Consider the following 17103-nt stretch of genomic DNA (forward strand, 5'->3'; position numbering starts at 1 on the left):
AATCGTATTCGCGCACTTCTCGAATCGTCGGATGCGCCTCGGCAGTACTTCACTTCCAATCAAAACGACGACCATGAGCATCAAACGCCACATATCCATCCCTCCGTTATTCATGTTCCTTCTATTGTAAGTGTGCGTCTTGTTTAAACGATTTGATTTTCCAACAAAACAGAAACGGGTTTCTCAAAAAATGGTTGACCTGTCGACGGAATCACCACTCTTTTCTCTTACTTCAAGTTCTATACTGAGATTGGTCTATTTCCCCATCTTCTATTCGAAAGGAACAACCTTATGAAAAAACAATGGCTTGGCCCTATCCTCTGTCTCCTCATCCTGTTGACGTATGCGCCGTCTGCACACGCGAATGCTGCGACCGCGACGTCCATGATCCCGTGGTATGACGGATATTTCGTCTTGAACAGTGACCAGACGGTCGACCGGTTCACGATCACATCGGCACTCACGCCGCCGAAACGGGTCCGGTTGCCTTTCACGGGCGTCCGTCACATCGACTCGGACGGGGGCACGCTTCACTTATTGCAAAACGACCGTGTCGTTGTCATCGATACGTCGTCACTGCAACGGAAGTATGATGATCTCCCAATGCAGAACGCTACCGCTGTGGCCGGGAACGCGCTGTATCAAATCGTGCTTCATAAAGACCGCTCGCTGTCGATCTACGACCGTCGCATGAACGAGAAGCTCGATTTGTCGTTGACGAACGTCACACAGATTGCCGTCAGAAATTGGGGGATTTATGCGGTCCGCACGGACGGGACGCTTTGGAGCGCCGCGATACGGTGGGATGAAACGCCCCAGTTCACGAAACATTCGATCGATCAAGTGAAACACGTCCGCGTGAACAGCATTGGTACATGGGTCATCAAGCAGGACGGGACGCTCTGGTCGATCGGTTCCCCCTATCCTGGTAGCAAACAGAAGCGTTCCGACGAGACGTTTCTCAAAGTACCGACACTTTCGAACGTCATCGATGTTGCCGTAAACGATTATCGAGTCACAGCACTCACGTCGAACGGGTCGGTCTGGCGCTGGGGTTTAATCGGAGAGGACATAACTGAAGTGCCCGAACGGCTCGACTTGCCACCCGTAAAACGACTTACCTCCAATGAAGAGCATACGGTGGCCGTCACGACTGCAAGTGACACGTTACACTGGACAGAACCGTTCCTTCGCGTCTTCTCTGAGAAGAAAAATGGCCTACTTCCAATCAAACTTCCGGCCGTTCTATATCAACCACTATTTTTAGATGCCGGGATGCCGACAGAAGGCAAAATGTTCGTCTCGACGCGTGATCAAAAACGACAAGTTTTGAACCAAGACGGCCAAAAACTATTTGACGTGTCTGGCGACAGTTGTCCTGGGCGCATCGGCTCGTTCACACACGGCCTGCTCGAAGTGTGCTTCAAATCAAGCCAAGGTTTTAAAATCGGTTTGAGCGATGCAAAGGGGAAGACGATTGTTCCTCCGCGATATCCAGACTTGACCGTCGCCTCACCGACGCTGATCACGTTCAAATCACCGACGAACTATCGCTGGGGGCTGATGGACCGTAACCAAAAAATCATCTTCCCCGCCGTTTCAACAATCCCGATCGAGTTCAACAAAGAACGGGTAGCACTCGTCAAATCCGAATCATCGCGTTATGGCTATATCAACCTAGCCGGGAAATGGATTGTCAAACCGACCTATGAACATGCCTATCCGTTCGGAAGCGGTCACGCCTTCGTCTCGGTGAAAGAAAAATATGGCATCATTAACGAACGCGGACAGGTCGTCGTGTCACCGCGGTACCCTTATGTAAGCGACCAAGAAGTTGGGAACCCGACACCTTCTTTCACCAACAACTTGGCGTTGGTCTATGTCAACAACAAGACACGGATCATCGACACGAAAGGCCGCGAGCATAAAGCCTCCGTTGCCTTGAATAAACAAAATTATGATATCGCTGGCGCTTTCCAGAACGGCCGAATTCTCATCCTCAAAAACGGGAAGTATGGCTATGCTGACGGTAATGGCAAAGTCATCATCTCACCACGTTATGATAACGCCTCCGACTTCAACCAATACCGCGCCAAAGTTATGGTCGAATCAAAAGGCAAGGATTATTGGCGCCTCATCAACTTGACAGGCAAGACCGTCGGAAATACGAACTACGCCTATATCGGTGTGATCCAAAGTGCGGCCACTCCGTTCGAAGACCAGAATGGGCAGTGGGGGTACCTCGGGTTGAACGGCAAACCGTTCGTCCCCGCCGTCTATGACTATGCGATGCCGCTAGAAAGCGGGATCGGGCTCATCGAGAAAAATGAGTTGTACGGATATATCAAAATCAGATAACAGCAAAGAAGCCGACTACACTCGTAGCCGGCTTTTTTGCCCATCTCACTGGTAAAAGTAAATGTACAAGACACCATTGAAGAAATTGTAATCGAACTCGTCACTTCCAATCAAAAATGTCCCGATGACTTCAGGATGATCGTCAGGCAAATGTTTCTTGATGTGTACACCAAACTCATCATACAGACGATTCATCTGCTCCGCGAATTGGACCGACTCGATTGTATCGGCGCCATATATAATCTCACCAAAGTCCAAGGAATAGGAGCGGACGGCACCTTGATAGTGTTTCGCTTTCGCCGGACTGACGCTTCCGTCATACAGGTGGGCCGTTAAGGCATTGATCGCTGCGCCATCTCTGCCCGCTTCCGTCTTGAACTGCTCGATGATGAAGGAAGTGGAGAAGTCATTTCCGTCCCATACATGCGACTCCAATCCTTCCACACCACCTATATCACCAAACTTAAACGGCTTCTTCCCTTGCTCGAACGGATGTGCCATCGTCGATTGGAACATTTGGCTAGGGGCAATCCGTTTCCCTTCACTCAGCGCTTTGCGGATAATCCAGTTGGCGACAAACCCACGCTTGCCGTTATAGACGACCTCGCTCCACGATCCATGCACGGCGACGCGTTCGAGTTTCGCGCCCGCCGGCACGTTCGCGACGATTGGCGCCGCCTGATAGCGTCCAGCCTTGAGAACGAATTCCTCGACCGCCTCATACGCTTCTGCCATCTCGTCGGACAAGCTCGATCCTGCGACCCAGCCCTGCACCGTACCGACTTTCACTTTCGTCCAGCTGCCCTTCACTTCGAGCACGCTTGCTGCCTCGCCTTGTTTGACGGACCGGACGACTTTCGCCGCGCGGAAGGCGCCCGCCTGGATGCTTGTGTCCTTGTTGAACACTTTCGTCACGGTTGCCGCCTTGTCGGACAAGTCCGAGCCCGCGACCCATCCCGTCACGTTTCCGACCTGGATTTTCGTCCAACTGCCCTTCACTTGGAGCACAGTCGCCGCCTCGCCTTGTTTGACGTGCTTGAGCACTTTCGCCGCGCGGTACGCGCCGGCCTTCACCGTTGATGCCTTGTTGAACACTTTCGTCTGTGTCGCCGCTGACACCGTCGTCGGTTCGAATGACATCGGGTTCGGACTCGCTGTCACGAGCGACAGGGCGAGCAGTCCCGTACCGATTCGTTTGATTGATTGTTTCATGTTTTGTGACCGTTGATTCGGCCACCCACCTCCTTGTCGATTTCTTCCATCTGATTGTAGCGGATATGTGGAATAAAATGAGAGTCGTTTTCTGCGACGGGGAAACCGTTTTTTAAGTTTTTTGAAATAATTTATTAAAGAAGGCCACCTAAATAAAACAAGCCGACTACACTGTAGCCGGCTCCTCAATCAATTACTCAAATTCAATCCAAACCGTACCATAGAAGTAGCGCGTCTCGAACACGTCGTCGCCTACTTTGAACGTGCCTGGGGTTCCATATTCTATCTTCGGAATGTTCGGATATGCACTTGCGGTATGTCGGTGCATCTGATCATATACGTGATTGGCCTCGATAGCGAACAAGCGAGATTCAAACGTCCCCTCTCCGTATAAAACCTCTCCATAGTTAAGCGACAACTTCTTTACCGCTACCATATCGCGAACGACTTCTGGGGCATTTGGTCCCTTTTTGTAAATACTCGGAACAAAAGAGGTGAAGTACGCCCTACGCTTTGCCCCATCGTCTGCATAAAAGAAGCCGATATTATCATTTTTAGGCGTTTTCGCATTGTATGTTCTATACACTTCGTCTCTAATCGTACTTTCGACTAAGAGGAAGGGACTTCCCCCCTGTGGGTTATACGCCTCAGCTGCTTTCATAACATCGATGGCCTGAATCCGCTTCCCGTGGACGAGCTGTTCAGCCGTCTGTTGACGGATGCTCCAGTTGGCGACGAAGCCGCGCTTGCCGTTGTAGACGACCTCGCTCCATGATCCATGGACGGCGACGCGGTCAAGTTTTGCAAACGCTGGTACGTTGGCGACGACCGGGGCCGCTTGATAGCGCCCGGCCTTAAGGACGAACGCTTCGATTGCCTCATACGCTTCCGTCACTTCGTCGGACAAGTCCCAGCCTGCGACCCAGCCGGTCACGGTGCCGACTTTCACTTTCGTCCAGCTGCCTCTCACTTCGAGCACGGTCGCCGCCTCGCCTTGTTTGACGGATTGGAGTACTTTTGCCGCACGGAAGGCGCCCACTTGTACGCCCGTGTCTTTATTGAACACTTTCGTCACGACCGGAGCCGCTTCGTCGGACAAGTCCCAACCTGCGACCCAGCCTGTCACAGTGCCGACTTTCACTTTCGTCCAGCTGCCTTTCACTTCGAGCACGGTCGCCGCCTCGCCTTGTTTGACGGATTTGAGCACTTTCGCCGCGCGGTACGCGCCCGCTTGTACATTCGTGTCTTTATTGAACACTTTCGTAACCGCCGCCGCCGACACCGTCGTCGGCGCGAATGACATCGGGTTCGGGCTCGCTGTCACGAGCGACAGGGCGAGCAGTCCCGCCCCGATTCGTTTGATTGATTGTTTCATGTTTTGTGACCGTTGACCCGGCCACCCACCTCCTTGTAAGCTTCTTCCATTTGATTGTAGCGGATTCAGACGCATGAAGTGGGGAGCGTTTCTTCTAAGAGGTGAACCGTTTTTTTAGTTTCAGCAAAAAAGGTTGATCCCATTCGGAATCAACCTTCATTGACGAGTGTCGTCTGGCCACCTTGCCACTTCCAAACACCGTCTTCTTTCCTATATATATGGAGCGCCCAAAATCGCCCTTCATAAGCATTCGTTCCGAGGATGAATTTCTCCTCAAGCAACGTCTCGACGATCGCGACATCTCCTGCGATTGTTTCTTGGTACGTCATCATCTCTTGGCTGATCCATTGGATGGCGTCCGGGTCGACGAATAAATCGAGATACGTCTCTTTATCGAACTGTCGGCCGCTCGAGTCGACGTAGCGAAACACCTCACTCATCATTTGGCCCATCGTCACGATATCGCCTGTCCGCTGGGCATTCAGGCGATCAACCGCCAATTCTTGTACAGTCTGTGTGTTCAAAATAGTTTCACCCTTTCAGCGAAAGTGTAGCACAAACTCTCACTCAAAGGCACGCTTCATTTGCTCGCGGACACGGTCCGGCCGTTCCTGGGCAAACTTTCTCATCTTATCTAGTTCTGACTCCCATGCACTCACCGACTCGATGTTGTCCCAACGTTTGATTGAACGAGGTAGCTCCGGCTCGATTACGTAGCGCATCTCATCTAATATTTGAACCATTCGCTCCGAATCCAACGTTTCCTCGAGTAAGGCTCCCATGATATCTGTGAAGCGTTGTTCACCCGCCTCAGTCGAAACAATTGACCGGAACAATACCGTTTCCGGTCGATCGTCTAAAAAGTGGGCGATCAAGTCTTCCTCGACCCCCTCTTCAATCGGGAGAAGTTGTGAGAAACCTTGATCCAAGTCGTAGACGAGCCAACGCCACTTGCCGTCGTGACCGACCGGGCCGTCCACTGACACATTCGTCGTCTTCCGCCACATCTTCGTGTTGTTGTACAACGTATCTTTGTTCCCGAAGAATGATTGATAAGCGACGTATTCTAAGAAGTTATCGATGTCGATCCGCCCCTCGAGCTGTCGCATACGTTCTTCTTCGGTCAGTGTCGCATCGGTCGCGATTCGCACCGTCTCCCGGTAATGGATCAAATCGGCGTTTTTCCCGTGATCGACCTCAAACCCGTCCTCGACGTAGCGATTTGACTCAAGAATCGCCATCTCTTCAGAGATAACACCATACTTCTCATACAAATAGTGTTCGCCGTGCAATTCGCGTGCGTTATGGACTCCCCAATACTCTCCGTTCAACATGACGATGACCGGTTCGGACGCTTGCACATCTAGCGAGCGTCCTTCGACGAGCCGTTGCATATATGCATCGCGCAGTAAAGCATGATTCCAATCATTCCCGCCGTTACGCAGCAACAGGCGTTCGAAACGGTCTGTGTTACGTGATGCGAAGAACGGATGAAGGAACGTGCTCTGCCCGTAATCACTACGCGCATAAAGGCGTAGACTTTTTTGAGCGTGGGCACGTGAGTAGCCACCGTGGACACGGATTCCCGCGTCTTGACGGAAAGCGACCTCACCATTTTCTTCGAACCACTCAACCGTCACCGGGCGTTCCCAGTCCTGACCTCGTTGGAAGTAGTTTCCTTCAATCCACTCTGTTCCTGCTTCGACGTCCCCACTCGTAAAGATACCAATCCGTTCATCGAACAAATCGGCCGGGTCGACCGTCAACGCTACGACGGGTAGAGAAGAGGCAAATGCTTCCGGTTTTAACACGTAAGTTCGAGTCTCTATTGGACTGAATACACCATCGATGTAAGATGCTGCACGAACAGTGAGAGCATCGAGCACGTCGCCTTTAACCGACGTCGTCTCTTCGAGTGTCGTCGATTCTGACGATAGACGCGGAACGTCTGGTAGTTCAAGCGGGATCGGCTCTTCAAACCGTTGCGCTTGAAGCGTCGGCTCCGTGCCGTCTAGCGTATAATAGACCACCCCTTCTCCAGACAATGTCACCATTTGTCCGGATGGGTATAATCCACTATCAAGTGAGAATGTCGGTCTTCGAGGCGTCAAGTCTATGTCATGGTCCGACACATGTCGCAACAGCGGCGCCAATATATTTAAGTCGACCGAACCGTTACCGCTCACATACAAACGGTCTCGGACCTTGAGCTCGCTGAGCGCAGCCATGTCTGTGATGCGGTTGTTGCGAAGATTAATGTCAGTCAGGCGTTCCATACCGCGCAACGCTTCAATCGTAACGAGCTCATTGTCTCGCGCATTTAAATGTGTCAATGTTCCAGCCATACCATTAAGCGGTGCCAACGTCTCAAGTCTATTATCTCGAACGTTCAACTGGGTCAACGTCAAATCTTCGACTCGTTCGAGTGACTCGAGACGGTTTTGTTCCACATCCAATATTTCAAGATTCGGAGGCAATGGCGGAAGTTGCTCCAACAAGTTAAAGCTGACGTCTAGCACCTTCAGATTCGTCAATGACGAAAGATCAGGGAGTGCTGTCAGGGAGTTTTGTGACAATCTCAGGGATTCGAGTGAATCAAAGTATTCAATCCCGGTCAAATCCGTTAAACCGTATCCTGACAAGTCGAGTTCGGTCACGTGACGGACCTTGTTATGATTGAATGACCCGACTGGAATGTTCATTTCGGTAGCCAACGCCTGTTCGAACGTCGGGTCCGGGGTGACGCCTCGTTCTGAGATGACATACATCCCGCCCCATGTCCCTGCGAGCATGAGTGCTAGCACACTAAGTTTAATTACTTTCATGTAAATCCTCCTGCTTATTCGTTTCATCGTATGAATGTGATTTGCTTGTCCATTCATGAAACAGTATACTATCAGGATAGCATATCTTTACAAATAATTAACAATCCTCAAGAACGGATTGGAGATAAAGGAGAGATTCGGTGCCGCAAGAAATCTTCAAGCGTTACGAAATCAAGTATTTAATTCCGTTCTCGAAGTACCTCGAGTTGCGTGAATTGATCATGCCCTATATGCACTACGACACATACGGCAATCCGGAAGGTAAATACAACATCGTCAGTCTTTACTTCGACTCGACTGCCAAGTCAATTTATTATGAGACGCGCAACAAGCTCCCGTTTCGTCAGAAGCTGCGCCTCCGCGTCTATGACCAAGCTGATCTCGGCAGCACCTCGTTCATCGAAGTCAAACAAAAATTTAAGAACGTCGTCAACAAGCGCCGGACAATTTTACCGCTTCATCAAGCATACGACATCTTGCGCGACCCGAGCATGCCGCTTGAGACGGTCGATGCGTCGAACCCACAAATCTTGAAAGAAGCGCTTCACTTCCAACACTTGTATGATTTGAAGCCGGACACGGTCGTCAGCTACGACCGGCAAGCATTCTCAGGTACGTTCGAGAAAGACTTGCGTGTCACGTTCGACTACAACCTCATGTGCCGGAACGATGACCTCCGGATCGAACGTGGGCCAGAAGGACACCATTTCATAGATCCCAATCTCGTCGTGCTCGAAGTGAAAGTGTCCGAGGTCGTGCCGTTCTGGCTCGCCCGGATTCTGTCCGACCTCGAGTGCAACAAACAGAGCGTCTCGAAGTTTTGTACGAGCGTTGAATTGTTACAACAAGAAAACTTAAGTGAAAGTAGGATTCTTATATGACCGATTTCTTTAACGAAGTTCGCCAGCTTGCTGACGTCACTTCGCGATTAACTGTACTCGAGGCAGCTGCCGCCATCTTCCTCAGCTTCGTTTTGACACTATGTATCGCCTATCTGTACAAACGGACACATACAGGTGCCCGCTACTCGCAGTCGTTCGTCCAGACAATCATCATCATGGGCGTCACCGTATCGGTCGTTATGATCGTTATCGGCAACAACGTCGCTGTTGCCTTCGGTCTCGTCGGGGCGTTCTCGATCATCCGTTTCCGCAGCGCGATGAGCGACCCGAAAGATATCGCCTTCATCTTTTTCGGTATGGCGGCCGGTATATCATGCGGGCTCGGCTTCTACATACTTGCCATCCTGTTCACGGTGTCGTTGTCGGTCATCATCATCCTCTTGTACACGTTCGACTTCGGCCGCGGCGGCTCGGACAAGAAACGGTTGTCCATTACCGTACCGGAAAACTTACACGATGAGACAGCGTTTGATGGCGTCCTCTCTGAGCATTACAAATACTATGCGCTCCGTTCGATCGAGACGACGAACCTCGGTACGATGATCCAACTCGTCTACATCGTCCAAAACAAGGACGGCGTCAGCGATAAACTCGTTATCGACGAGCTCCGTAAAATGAACGGCAACCTCAAAGTTTCAGTCAACTATTTAAACACAGAAATCTTTTAATTTGTATACAGACAGCCGACCCTTCGTAAAGGATCGGCTGTTTTTTATCGTACCGTCGTATAGGTGATCGGACTGACTTTTCCGTTCGCATCCACGACATGGATCGTGAGTGGGTCTCCCCGTTTGAGGAGACGTGTTTTCGCGACATACGTGCCGCTCAGACTGACCGTCGTCTTCCCGATCACTTGCCGCTTCCGGTCACGGACGATGACCGTCATTCCTGCCGGCGCTTTGCCGGTGACTTGCCTAGCGTTCGTGCGAACCGGAACGACGCTCGGTTTTGCTGGACGCGCTCCCGGCGCAACGACAAGACGTTCTCCCGTACGCATGTCATTCCATGCGTAGTCGACACGTAAGACCGTTCCGACTTTTTGGGCTGGTACATAGAAAACGGCTCGGCCATTTTTCGATACAGCGCTTCCTAACCGTTTCGTGCCCGCATAGGCGGTGACCTGCGTTCCCGTTTTCGCTTGGACGTTCACGATCGGTGCGTTATCGACGACTCGAGCCGGTTTCGGCGCAAGCTGCATCATCGACTCGGCACGGAAGACGTTCGCCTTCCCGTAACCACTCACGACATCATAATACTTCGGTGGCAGTACGTTTGTTTCTTCGAGCACGTATTCGAGCCCATCCCCTGTCCGCGGGTCGCTCGGTGCGTCCCCGCCCGAGAAAGCGACCGGGTCGGCTGTCCGTTGCAGGAGCGAGCGCATCTGTTCGACCGTGAGGCTCGGGTGCTGCGATTTCAACAGGGCCGCAACGGCCGCGACGTGCGGTGTCGCCATGCTCGTGCCGTCCATGTAGACGACGTTGCCGTCCGGGACGAGACTCGCGACTTTTGAGCCCGGTGCGACGACGTCGACACCGAGACCATAGTTCGAATAATCCGAGACGAGGCCGAACGTATTCGTCGCCCCGACCGAGATCGTATACTTCGAAGAGGCCGGGTACGAGACGCGCGACTGCCCGTCGTTCCCCGTCGCCGCGACGACGATGACGCCGCGCTCATGCGCGTACTGTAACATGTAACCCATCGTCCGGCTTTCGCCGCCGCCAAGGCTCATGTTGATGACTTTCGCCCCGGCGTCGACCGCATATTTGATGCCGAGTGCGATTTGGTCGGTGTCACCCGATCCGCTCGCATCGAGCACTTTCACCGGGAGAATCGAGACGTTCGGCACGATGCCTCGCATCGATACCCCGTTGTCACGTATCGCCCCGATGACACCGGCGACGTGTGTCCCGTGTCCATGGTCGTCAATCGCGTCGCCTTCCCCGTTCGGGTCGACGAAGTTCTTCTCATTCACGATATCGACTTTCCCTTTCAAGTCGAGCAGACGATAGTCGACGCCCGTGTCGAGGACCGCGACTTTAATCGAGCGGCCCGGCAGCTTGAGTGCCTCATAGGCGTCGAGGCCGACCCCTGAACCTTTGAACGGTTTCAATACCGAGCGCTCGTTAATCGACCATTGATAGTCGAGGCTCACATCCGATGCGAACGCCTTATACGTTTGGACCGGCTCGATGTATTCAACGTTCGTGTCTGTCTCGAGCGTCGCTTTTGCCGTCGCCTGCATCTTCGGTGACGCCTCTTCGACATCGATCAAGGCGAAGTGGTCACCTCGAGCGCCGATCGAAAGACGCTCGGCCGATACGTCGTGCATCGCGTTCATCTTGCCGAGCGACGTGTTCGGTGACGATTTGTATTTGACGATATAACGCGGTGCATCCGCTGCTTGAACGTTCATGCCGATATTGCCGAACAAGTCGACGAGTGATGCACCCGCGAGGCTGTTCATCCCAAGCGCGCCGGCGATCCCGTCGACTTCCGCTTGAAGTGCGGCCGGGGCGCTCGAGCGGACGAGTCCGTGGAGACGGTTGATGGCCGCCGCGTCCTGGTTCGTGAGCGTGTAACTTTTCTTGTCAACAAGCGCCGTCATGAGCGGACGGAGCGTTTTTAAGTCGGCGTATGCCGCCTGACGCTTCGTCTTGTCAAACGTCACCGCACGGACGACGTATGGCGATGCCCGGTAATAGAGCGCCGACAACTCGCGGCCTTCAGACGATGTGTTGAGCACTTCGGTCTGGATGCGGCGGATGAGCTTGAGCATCGTGTCGCGTTCCGGTGCCGGTTGGAGCACCGACTCGACGGCACACATCTCGCCGCCGACCTGTTCATACTTCACCGGCAACTTGACCGGATTGTAGACGAGCTTGATGTTCGAAGTGAAGGCCGAGAGGTCCGGTGCCGGCGGCTCTTCCCCTTCAGGAAACTCCCCGCTCGGTATGTCCATCATCTCCATTGGCATGTACTCGACTTTGATGTAGTACGGCCCTTCCCACGCGTACGGCAAATCGATTTTCGCCGTCCGCTGTTCTTGCTCTTGCGTCGCGCTCGACCGGTAGCGGTCAAACGTCTCGTCTTTGGCTGCCATGTCCGCACTCGGATAGACAGACACGTTCGTCAACTTCGACGCGTCGAGCGTGATCTCCATATGTGTCATCGATGAAGCCTCTCGCTCCATCTTGAACCAGTACGTGTTCACCTTGTCAGTGCCCGTCGTAAATTCGACGGCCTCTCCCGGTGTAAGTAATTTCGCCTCGGTCATCCCGCTCCCCGCGTCTGCATACGCGCTCGGTGGCACGAGCGATACGACGAGGACGAGGGCGGTCAAGACCGCAATCAAGCGTTGAAACGGTTGCTTCATAGTCATTTCCTCTTTTCTTAAAAGTTGGAGCATTTCGCTCTAGATGCTTCTACGAAATATATCGGCTAATGTTTCAAATATGTAACAAAAAGATTTCGTTAATGTGTCAACGGGAGGTGGTTCCTCGTTTTATAGACCGCTATCGTCTTTTATCATAGTGCGTTCGCTTTTTGGTCATCGACACTGAACACATAAAGTGCTGATCGATGCTCCTGTTTCAATTATCCGTTTCCCTCATGTCCTAAAACCGCCTTCCCTTTTGCCGATTGAACAGTATACTAAAAAATGGAAAGCTTACATGTTTACGCTAACTATACAAATTTGATTGAGGTGCTTTAATTGAAACGATTGTTTGGTCTTCTGTTTTTCTTTAGTTTGTTTTTGACGACGGCGGTCTTCGCGACCGAGTCTCGAACTATCACGATTGTCGAGACGTCTGTCTTCGAGGCGATCGACGAGACGACGAGTCTCCACGTCCTCCCCGCCGGCACACCGGTCACAGTGCTCGAACGACTGGCGAGCCATACGCTCGTCCGTACCGATTCGGTGGAAGGCTATATCCGTAACGAAGATGTCGTGACGGCAACGTCGCGCTACGTCGCACGGGAGACGTACGCAGTCGATGCGAACGGTGGACGCGTCGCTTATCTCCCGTTCGGTACAAAAGTCGACGTCTATGATCGGCAAGGAAGCGATCTCGTTGAAACCATCGACGGGACTTACATTGCCCGCGACGCCCTGAGCGAGACAATTCCTGTCGCTGTGACCGAAACGCGTTATGCGAAGCAAGCAGCCCCTGTATTCAGTAAACCGGAGACGGGTGACCCAATCCGTCACGTCGAGATCGGTGAAACACTCACCGTGGCCGGCGACATCGACGGCTATGCCCGTCTGCAAACAGCAGACGGTTACGCCTATATCGCGTTGGGTCAGCTGAGCTCGTCTCCTGTCAAAGTCGCACAGCGCTTCGTCGTGACGAATACGCGAATCTACAGCGACCTCACCCAAACGAGCGTACTCGGTTCATTGCCACGCGGGCAACGAATCAACGTATATGGCACGACCGGAGCGTTGACACGTATTTATGCCGGTGGCCGTTTCGTCTTTATCGAGACCGCTCATACCTCGATGCAGATGCCGACGTATCAAAAGTCGGGGCAACGTTACGTTCAACAAGATACGAACGTCTATTTTGACGTCGACCGGTCAAAAATCGTCGCCACATTGAAGCGCGGGCAACTCGTCAACATATACGGGACCGAGGGAGCGCTCACTCGTGTCTTTGTCAGAGGTCAGTTCGTCTATGTCGACTCAAAAGACATGGGGACGACGAAACCGACCTATAAAAAGACGGGTGGCCGTTACATCATGAAGCAGACCCCGATCTATCAACACGCTTCATCTACAAAAGTTGTCGGTGCTTTCAAACGGGGTCAACTCGTGAACATTTATGGGACTGAAGGCGCCTACACGCGCGTGTTCGTAAATGGTATCTTTTACTTCGTCCCGACGAACGTCATCGGCACGACAAAACCACCTCTGTTTGACTCGACGGGCAACCGCTTCGTCAAATTCAATAACGTCAGTGTCTATGCCACCGCATCAACAACGTCACGCGTCACCCGCCTAAAGCGCGGTCAAGTCGTCGAAACGTTCGGCACGAACGGTTATTACACGCGTGTCCGGGTCGGAAGTCAATACCGTTACATGGCGACCGCGTATCTCACCTTGAATAAGCCGCTCGCAAAACCGAAGGCCGGTACCGTATTTTACGTCCAACTCGACGGGACACCGCACTTCTCGACCGATGTCGCCTACGCGCGTCCGGCCGGGACGTTGAAGCGCGGCACGCGCCTCGTCGGCAGTCGTTCAATTGACGACGACTTTTGGCAAGTGCGTCTTCCGAACGGGAAGAGCACCTATGTCCTCAACCCGTACATCGCAACGACGCAACCGAAAGCGATCCGTCATACGAGCGTGAACGTCGCGGCGCACTATGCGACGACAAAGCGGACCCCGTTTTACGCGAACCCGAATGATACACGGCCAAGCGGGTATCTCGATACGAACCGCCGCGTCTATCCCCGTTCTAAGAGTGGTGATTCGTACTTGATCCAATACAACTGGCGCCCGGTCTATGTGAAAGTGTCAGACATCCAGGTGAAAGTCGATCCACTCCTCGCAAAACGTGGTCACACGCAGCAAGAACGGCTTGTCGCGGCCGCGGTGAGACATCTCGGAACACCGTACACATGGGGATCACAATCGCCATTAAATGGCGGATTCGACTGTTCAGGTCTCGTCCACTATGCGGCGAACCAGGCCGGAAAAGTCGGCGGACGGACGAACGTCGCCGGGTACTGGAGCAGCAACCATTTCAAAAACAAACGGACCGCCATCACGAGCGGGCGCCGCGGCGACATCATCTTCTTCGCCGGCACGTACCGGAACGGCCCGTCCCACATCGGTATCATGCTCGACAACGAGTTCTTCATCCATGCCGGGGGCGAGACGCTCCAAATCAACTCGATTTACGATCCGCAGTGGCGGACGTATTTCCTCGGGTATAAGTCGCTTTGACGAAAACGAGCACCGGACGCTTGATCAGCGCCTGGTGCTCGTTTTTTATTTTTCGTGAAAAAGGTAAATCTTTTCCTAGCCTCCTATAATTAAGTTCGTCTCTCCCTTTCAATAGCGAGAAACCGAAAAAACCAACATGACGGTGAGGTCTAACTTTGAAAAGAATTCTTCTATCTCTCTTATTACTATTCATGGCAGGCGGGGCTATCCTCAGCCATCCTGAACCGGCCGCTGCATCGAGTGACGCCGTCTTCCAACTCCGCACGACCCCTAACGCGACGCTTTATGAATATAAATACGCACGTCTCGTCCCCACCAAAAAATTAGGGACGTCCATGCGTTATCGTGTGACCGGCGTATCAGGTGATTACTTTGTCATCAGCGAGGCTAAGAAAAAAATATATATTAAGAAGAACGAGGCCCGTTTATTCCACATCCAGCCACTCACACGTGCGCATCTCTCTTCCGCTTTGACGAGACAACTCGCTCATGACTTTGAAAAAAGTACACGCGTCTACGAGCCATACGAATATGTGCGCTTAGTGTCGCCGTATGCGGAACAGCTTGCCAACCGTGCAGTCCGAGGTGATTGGTCCATTCCGACAGCGCCACATCAACTTTTAGTAAAAAACATTGATACGTTCGATTGGCATACAGGGATCCCGAAAACAGAAAATGACTCGTTTCCATTTCAAATTCATTATTGGGTGACATTGAACCAATTGACACAAGCTTACAATAATACAGGAAATATCGCCTATTTGAAATATGGTGAGCGTTTCGTGAAGAGTTGGACGAAAGCCCATCCCGTCTCAAAGTATAAAGAGTATCGTTGGCCTTATAACGATCATAGTACAGCTATCCGTACGTTCCATCTCCTTAATTACTGGGACGCCTACAAAAAATCAACATTACACAAAGACCCTGCCTTCACCGCATTGATCCTAAAGACGATCCATGAACATGGAACGTTGCTTGCAACTCCAAGTTTCTACATGCCTCAACATAACCACGGGATGTTTCAAGACATCGCGCTGATGGCGATTGCCAAACAGCATCCGTCATTCGACAAAAGTGTGGAGTGGCAGACATTGGCGACACAACGGCTCCAAGTCCAAATCGACCAAGGCATCTCCCGTGATGGCGTCCATTTGGAACATTCGCCTGGCTATCAGTCCTATTTGTATTACACGTTCATTCGGTTGAAGGCTTGGGCAGACGCCAACCGGTTCCCACTACCGAGCAATGTGTCACGCATCGATAAAATGCCAGTCCAACTGACTTATATGATGAAACCGAACGGGACGCTGCCGATTTTTGGTGACACGACAGGTGTGACCCAATCGCTCAGCATCATCCCGGATATTATGAAATACCCCGAGCTCGCATATGCGGTCACGCAAGGCAAGCGCGGGAAAAAACCACCGCTCACATTGAAAAAAGTCGGCACCCAATATAGTTTCATGCGCGAGTACTGGTCGGCGCCACCTCGCTCGTTCGACAATGCCACGCAAGTGATGATGACTGCCGGTTTCAACAGTAAAGTCCATAAGCATGCCGATGACTTGAACATCGACGTGTACGGTCTCGGCCGTGACTTCATCACGGAAACAGGCCGCTACGGCTACACGAAACGTCCAGAGCGCGCCCGTGTCTTTGGGGTCGAGGCCCATAATACGGTACACCGCGCCGGAGAAAATTTAGATCTTCGACCTGACATGAGAGGGAAGAGTTACATCGCTTCCATCAAAGACACAGGAGGCACGAGCGTCGCGATCGGTGAGAGCAAGTTGATGGGCAAAGGCGCGAATCACCGCCGTACGCTCGTCTACGATAAGGCCCAAACACTCGTCGTATATGACCGCATCACTTCACCGACGGCTTCAAAATTTGTCCAACGCTTCCATTTGGCAGAAGGGTTGAAACCGCTCCAAAGCTCGCTCCAGAATCAAAATATTTTGTATGGCGACACAAGTGGGCGCACGATTCAAATCATGCAACTGAACCGACGCCCAAACTCTTCAATGCAAAGAAGCACAAGTTTCGTTTCTGTGAAAGACTATGAATGGAAGCCACGGTCTCAAGTCATCTCTTACCATTCGGGGAAAGATGTCACGTTCGTCACATTGATTCGTCTGGACCAGAAGAAAAAGACGATCACGAAAGCAACACTGCAACCTAAAGGAAATCGCTACGTCGTCACATACACGCTGTCTGATAAAACAACCGGGAAAATCGAATTCGATAAATGATTTGCTGTTTGTTTTTGATTGACAGTTCATGGATTCTTAAGTAAAGTGACGATAACATCATACGAACTCGCGATGAGAAAGAAGAGTAGCGCGAAGGGACGTCTCCAGAAAGCCGGTGGTCGATGCGAACCGGTGACGTGTCTTGCGTGAATGGGCTTTTGAGCGTTCAGACCGATACGTAGGCTCTGACGGGTCCTCCCGTTACCGAGGATAGCGAATGATT

Annotated in this window: 10 protein-coding genes and 1 other annotated feature (1 of these 11 running past the window's edge); of the genes, 5 read left to right on the forward strand and 5 right to left on the reverse strand. The window is 52.2% G+C overall.

Annotated features, from left to right (window positions below; all coding sequences use genetic code 11):
* The first annotated feature begins 291 nt into the window (after positions 1-291).
* Entirely contained in the window at positions 292-2358 is a 2067-nt protein-coding gene (locus EVJ20_RS07585; RefSeq protein ID WP_131507680.1) for a WG repeat-containing protein, read from the forward strand.
* A gap of 45 nt (positions 2359-2403) precedes the next feature.
* Here the strand turns inward: EVJ20_RS07585 and EVJ20_RS07590 are convergent, their stop codons facing one another.
* The 4 genes from EVJ20_RS07590 to EVJ20_RS07605 all read right to left on the reverse strand — a co-directional run bounded on the left by EVJ20_RS07590 (position 2404) and on the right by EVJ20_RS07605 (position 7770).
* Positions 2404-3570, reverse strand: a complete 1167-nt coding sequence (locus EVJ20_RS07590; RefSeq protein ID WP_131507682.1) for an SH3 domain-containing protein — start codon at positions 3568-3570, stop codon at positions 2404-2406.
* A 193-nt stretch (positions 3571-3763) separates the two neighbouring features.
* Positions 3764-4945, reverse strand: a complete 1182-nt coding sequence (locus tag EVJ20_RS07595) for an SH3 domain-containing protein (RefSeq protein ID WP_131507684.1) — start codon at positions 4943-4945, stop codon at positions 3764-3766.
* 149 nt (positions 4946-5094) lie between these two features.
* The gene (locus EVJ20_RS07600) at positions 5095-5469 is read right to left on the reverse strand and encodes a nuclear transport factor 2 family protein (RefSeq protein ID WP_131507686.1); all 375 of its coding nucleotides are present in this window, start codon (positions 5467-5469) and stop codon (positions 5095-5097) included.
* A 39-nt stretch (positions 5470-5508) separates the two neighbouring features.
* Positions 5509-7770, reverse strand: coding sequence for a CotH kinase family protein (locus EVJ20_RS07605; RefSeq protein WP_161568099.1), 2262 nt, complete (start codon positions 7768-7770; stop codon positions 5509-5511).
* A 140-nt stretch (positions 7771-7910) separates the two neighbouring features.
* Between EVJ20_RS07605 and EVJ20_RS07610 the strand changes: the two genes are divergently transcribed.
* Together EVJ20_RS07610 and EVJ20_RS07615 are read left to right on the forward strand one after the other, a co-directional pair.
* Positions 7911-8651 carry a polyphosphate polymerase domain-containing protein gene (locus EVJ20_RS07610; protein ID WP_131507690.1) on the forward strand — a complete coding sequence of 247 codons (741 nt, stop codon included), beginning with the start codon at positions 7911-7913 and terminating at the stop codon, positions 8649-8651.
* Positions 8648-9340 carry a DUF4956 domain-containing protein gene (locus tag EVJ20_RS07615; protein ID WP_131507692.1) on the forward strand — a complete coding sequence of 231 codons (693 nt, stop codon included), beginning with the start codon at positions 8648-8650 and terminating at the stop codon, positions 9338-9340. The genes EVJ20_RS07610 and EVJ20_RS07615 overlap by 4 nt, the downstream gene beginning before the upstream one ends.
* Positions 9341-9384: 44 nt before the next feature.
* On the opposite strand, the gene EVJ20_RS07620 is transcribed toward EVJ20_RS07615, so the two are convergent.
* Positions 9385-12048 (reverse strand): S8 family peptidase, encoded by a 2664-nt coding sequence (locus tag EVJ20_RS07620; RefSeq protein ID WP_131507694.1) that lies wholly within the window; start codon positions 12046-12048, stop codon positions 9385-9387.
* Positions 12049-12387: 339 nt separating this feature from the next.
* Between EVJ20_RS07620 and EVJ20_RS07625 the strand changes: the two genes are divergently transcribed.
* Positions 12388-14628, forward strand: coding sequence for a C40 family peptidase (locus EVJ20_RS07625; RefSeq protein WP_131507696.1), 2241 nt, complete (start codon positions 12388-12390; stop codon positions 14626-14628).
* Between the two features lie 155 nt (positions 14629-14783).
* Positions 14784-16880: a heparinase II/III family protein gene (locus EVJ20_RS07630; RefSeq protein ID WP_236636285.1), complete on the forward strand. Its 2097-nt coding sequence runs from the start codon at positions 14784-14786 to the stop codon at positions 16878-16880.
* A gap of 63 nt (positions 16881-16943) precedes the next feature.
* Positions 16944-17103: a binding site (T-box leader), on the forward strand; it runs 63 nt beyond the window's last position.

Source organism: Exiguobacterium sp. SH0S1, from assembly GCF_004337165.1.
GTDB classification, from domain to species: domain Bacteria; phylum Bacillota; class Bacilli; order Exiguobacteriales; family Exiguobacteriaceae; genus Exiguobacterium; species Exiguobacterium aurantiacum_A.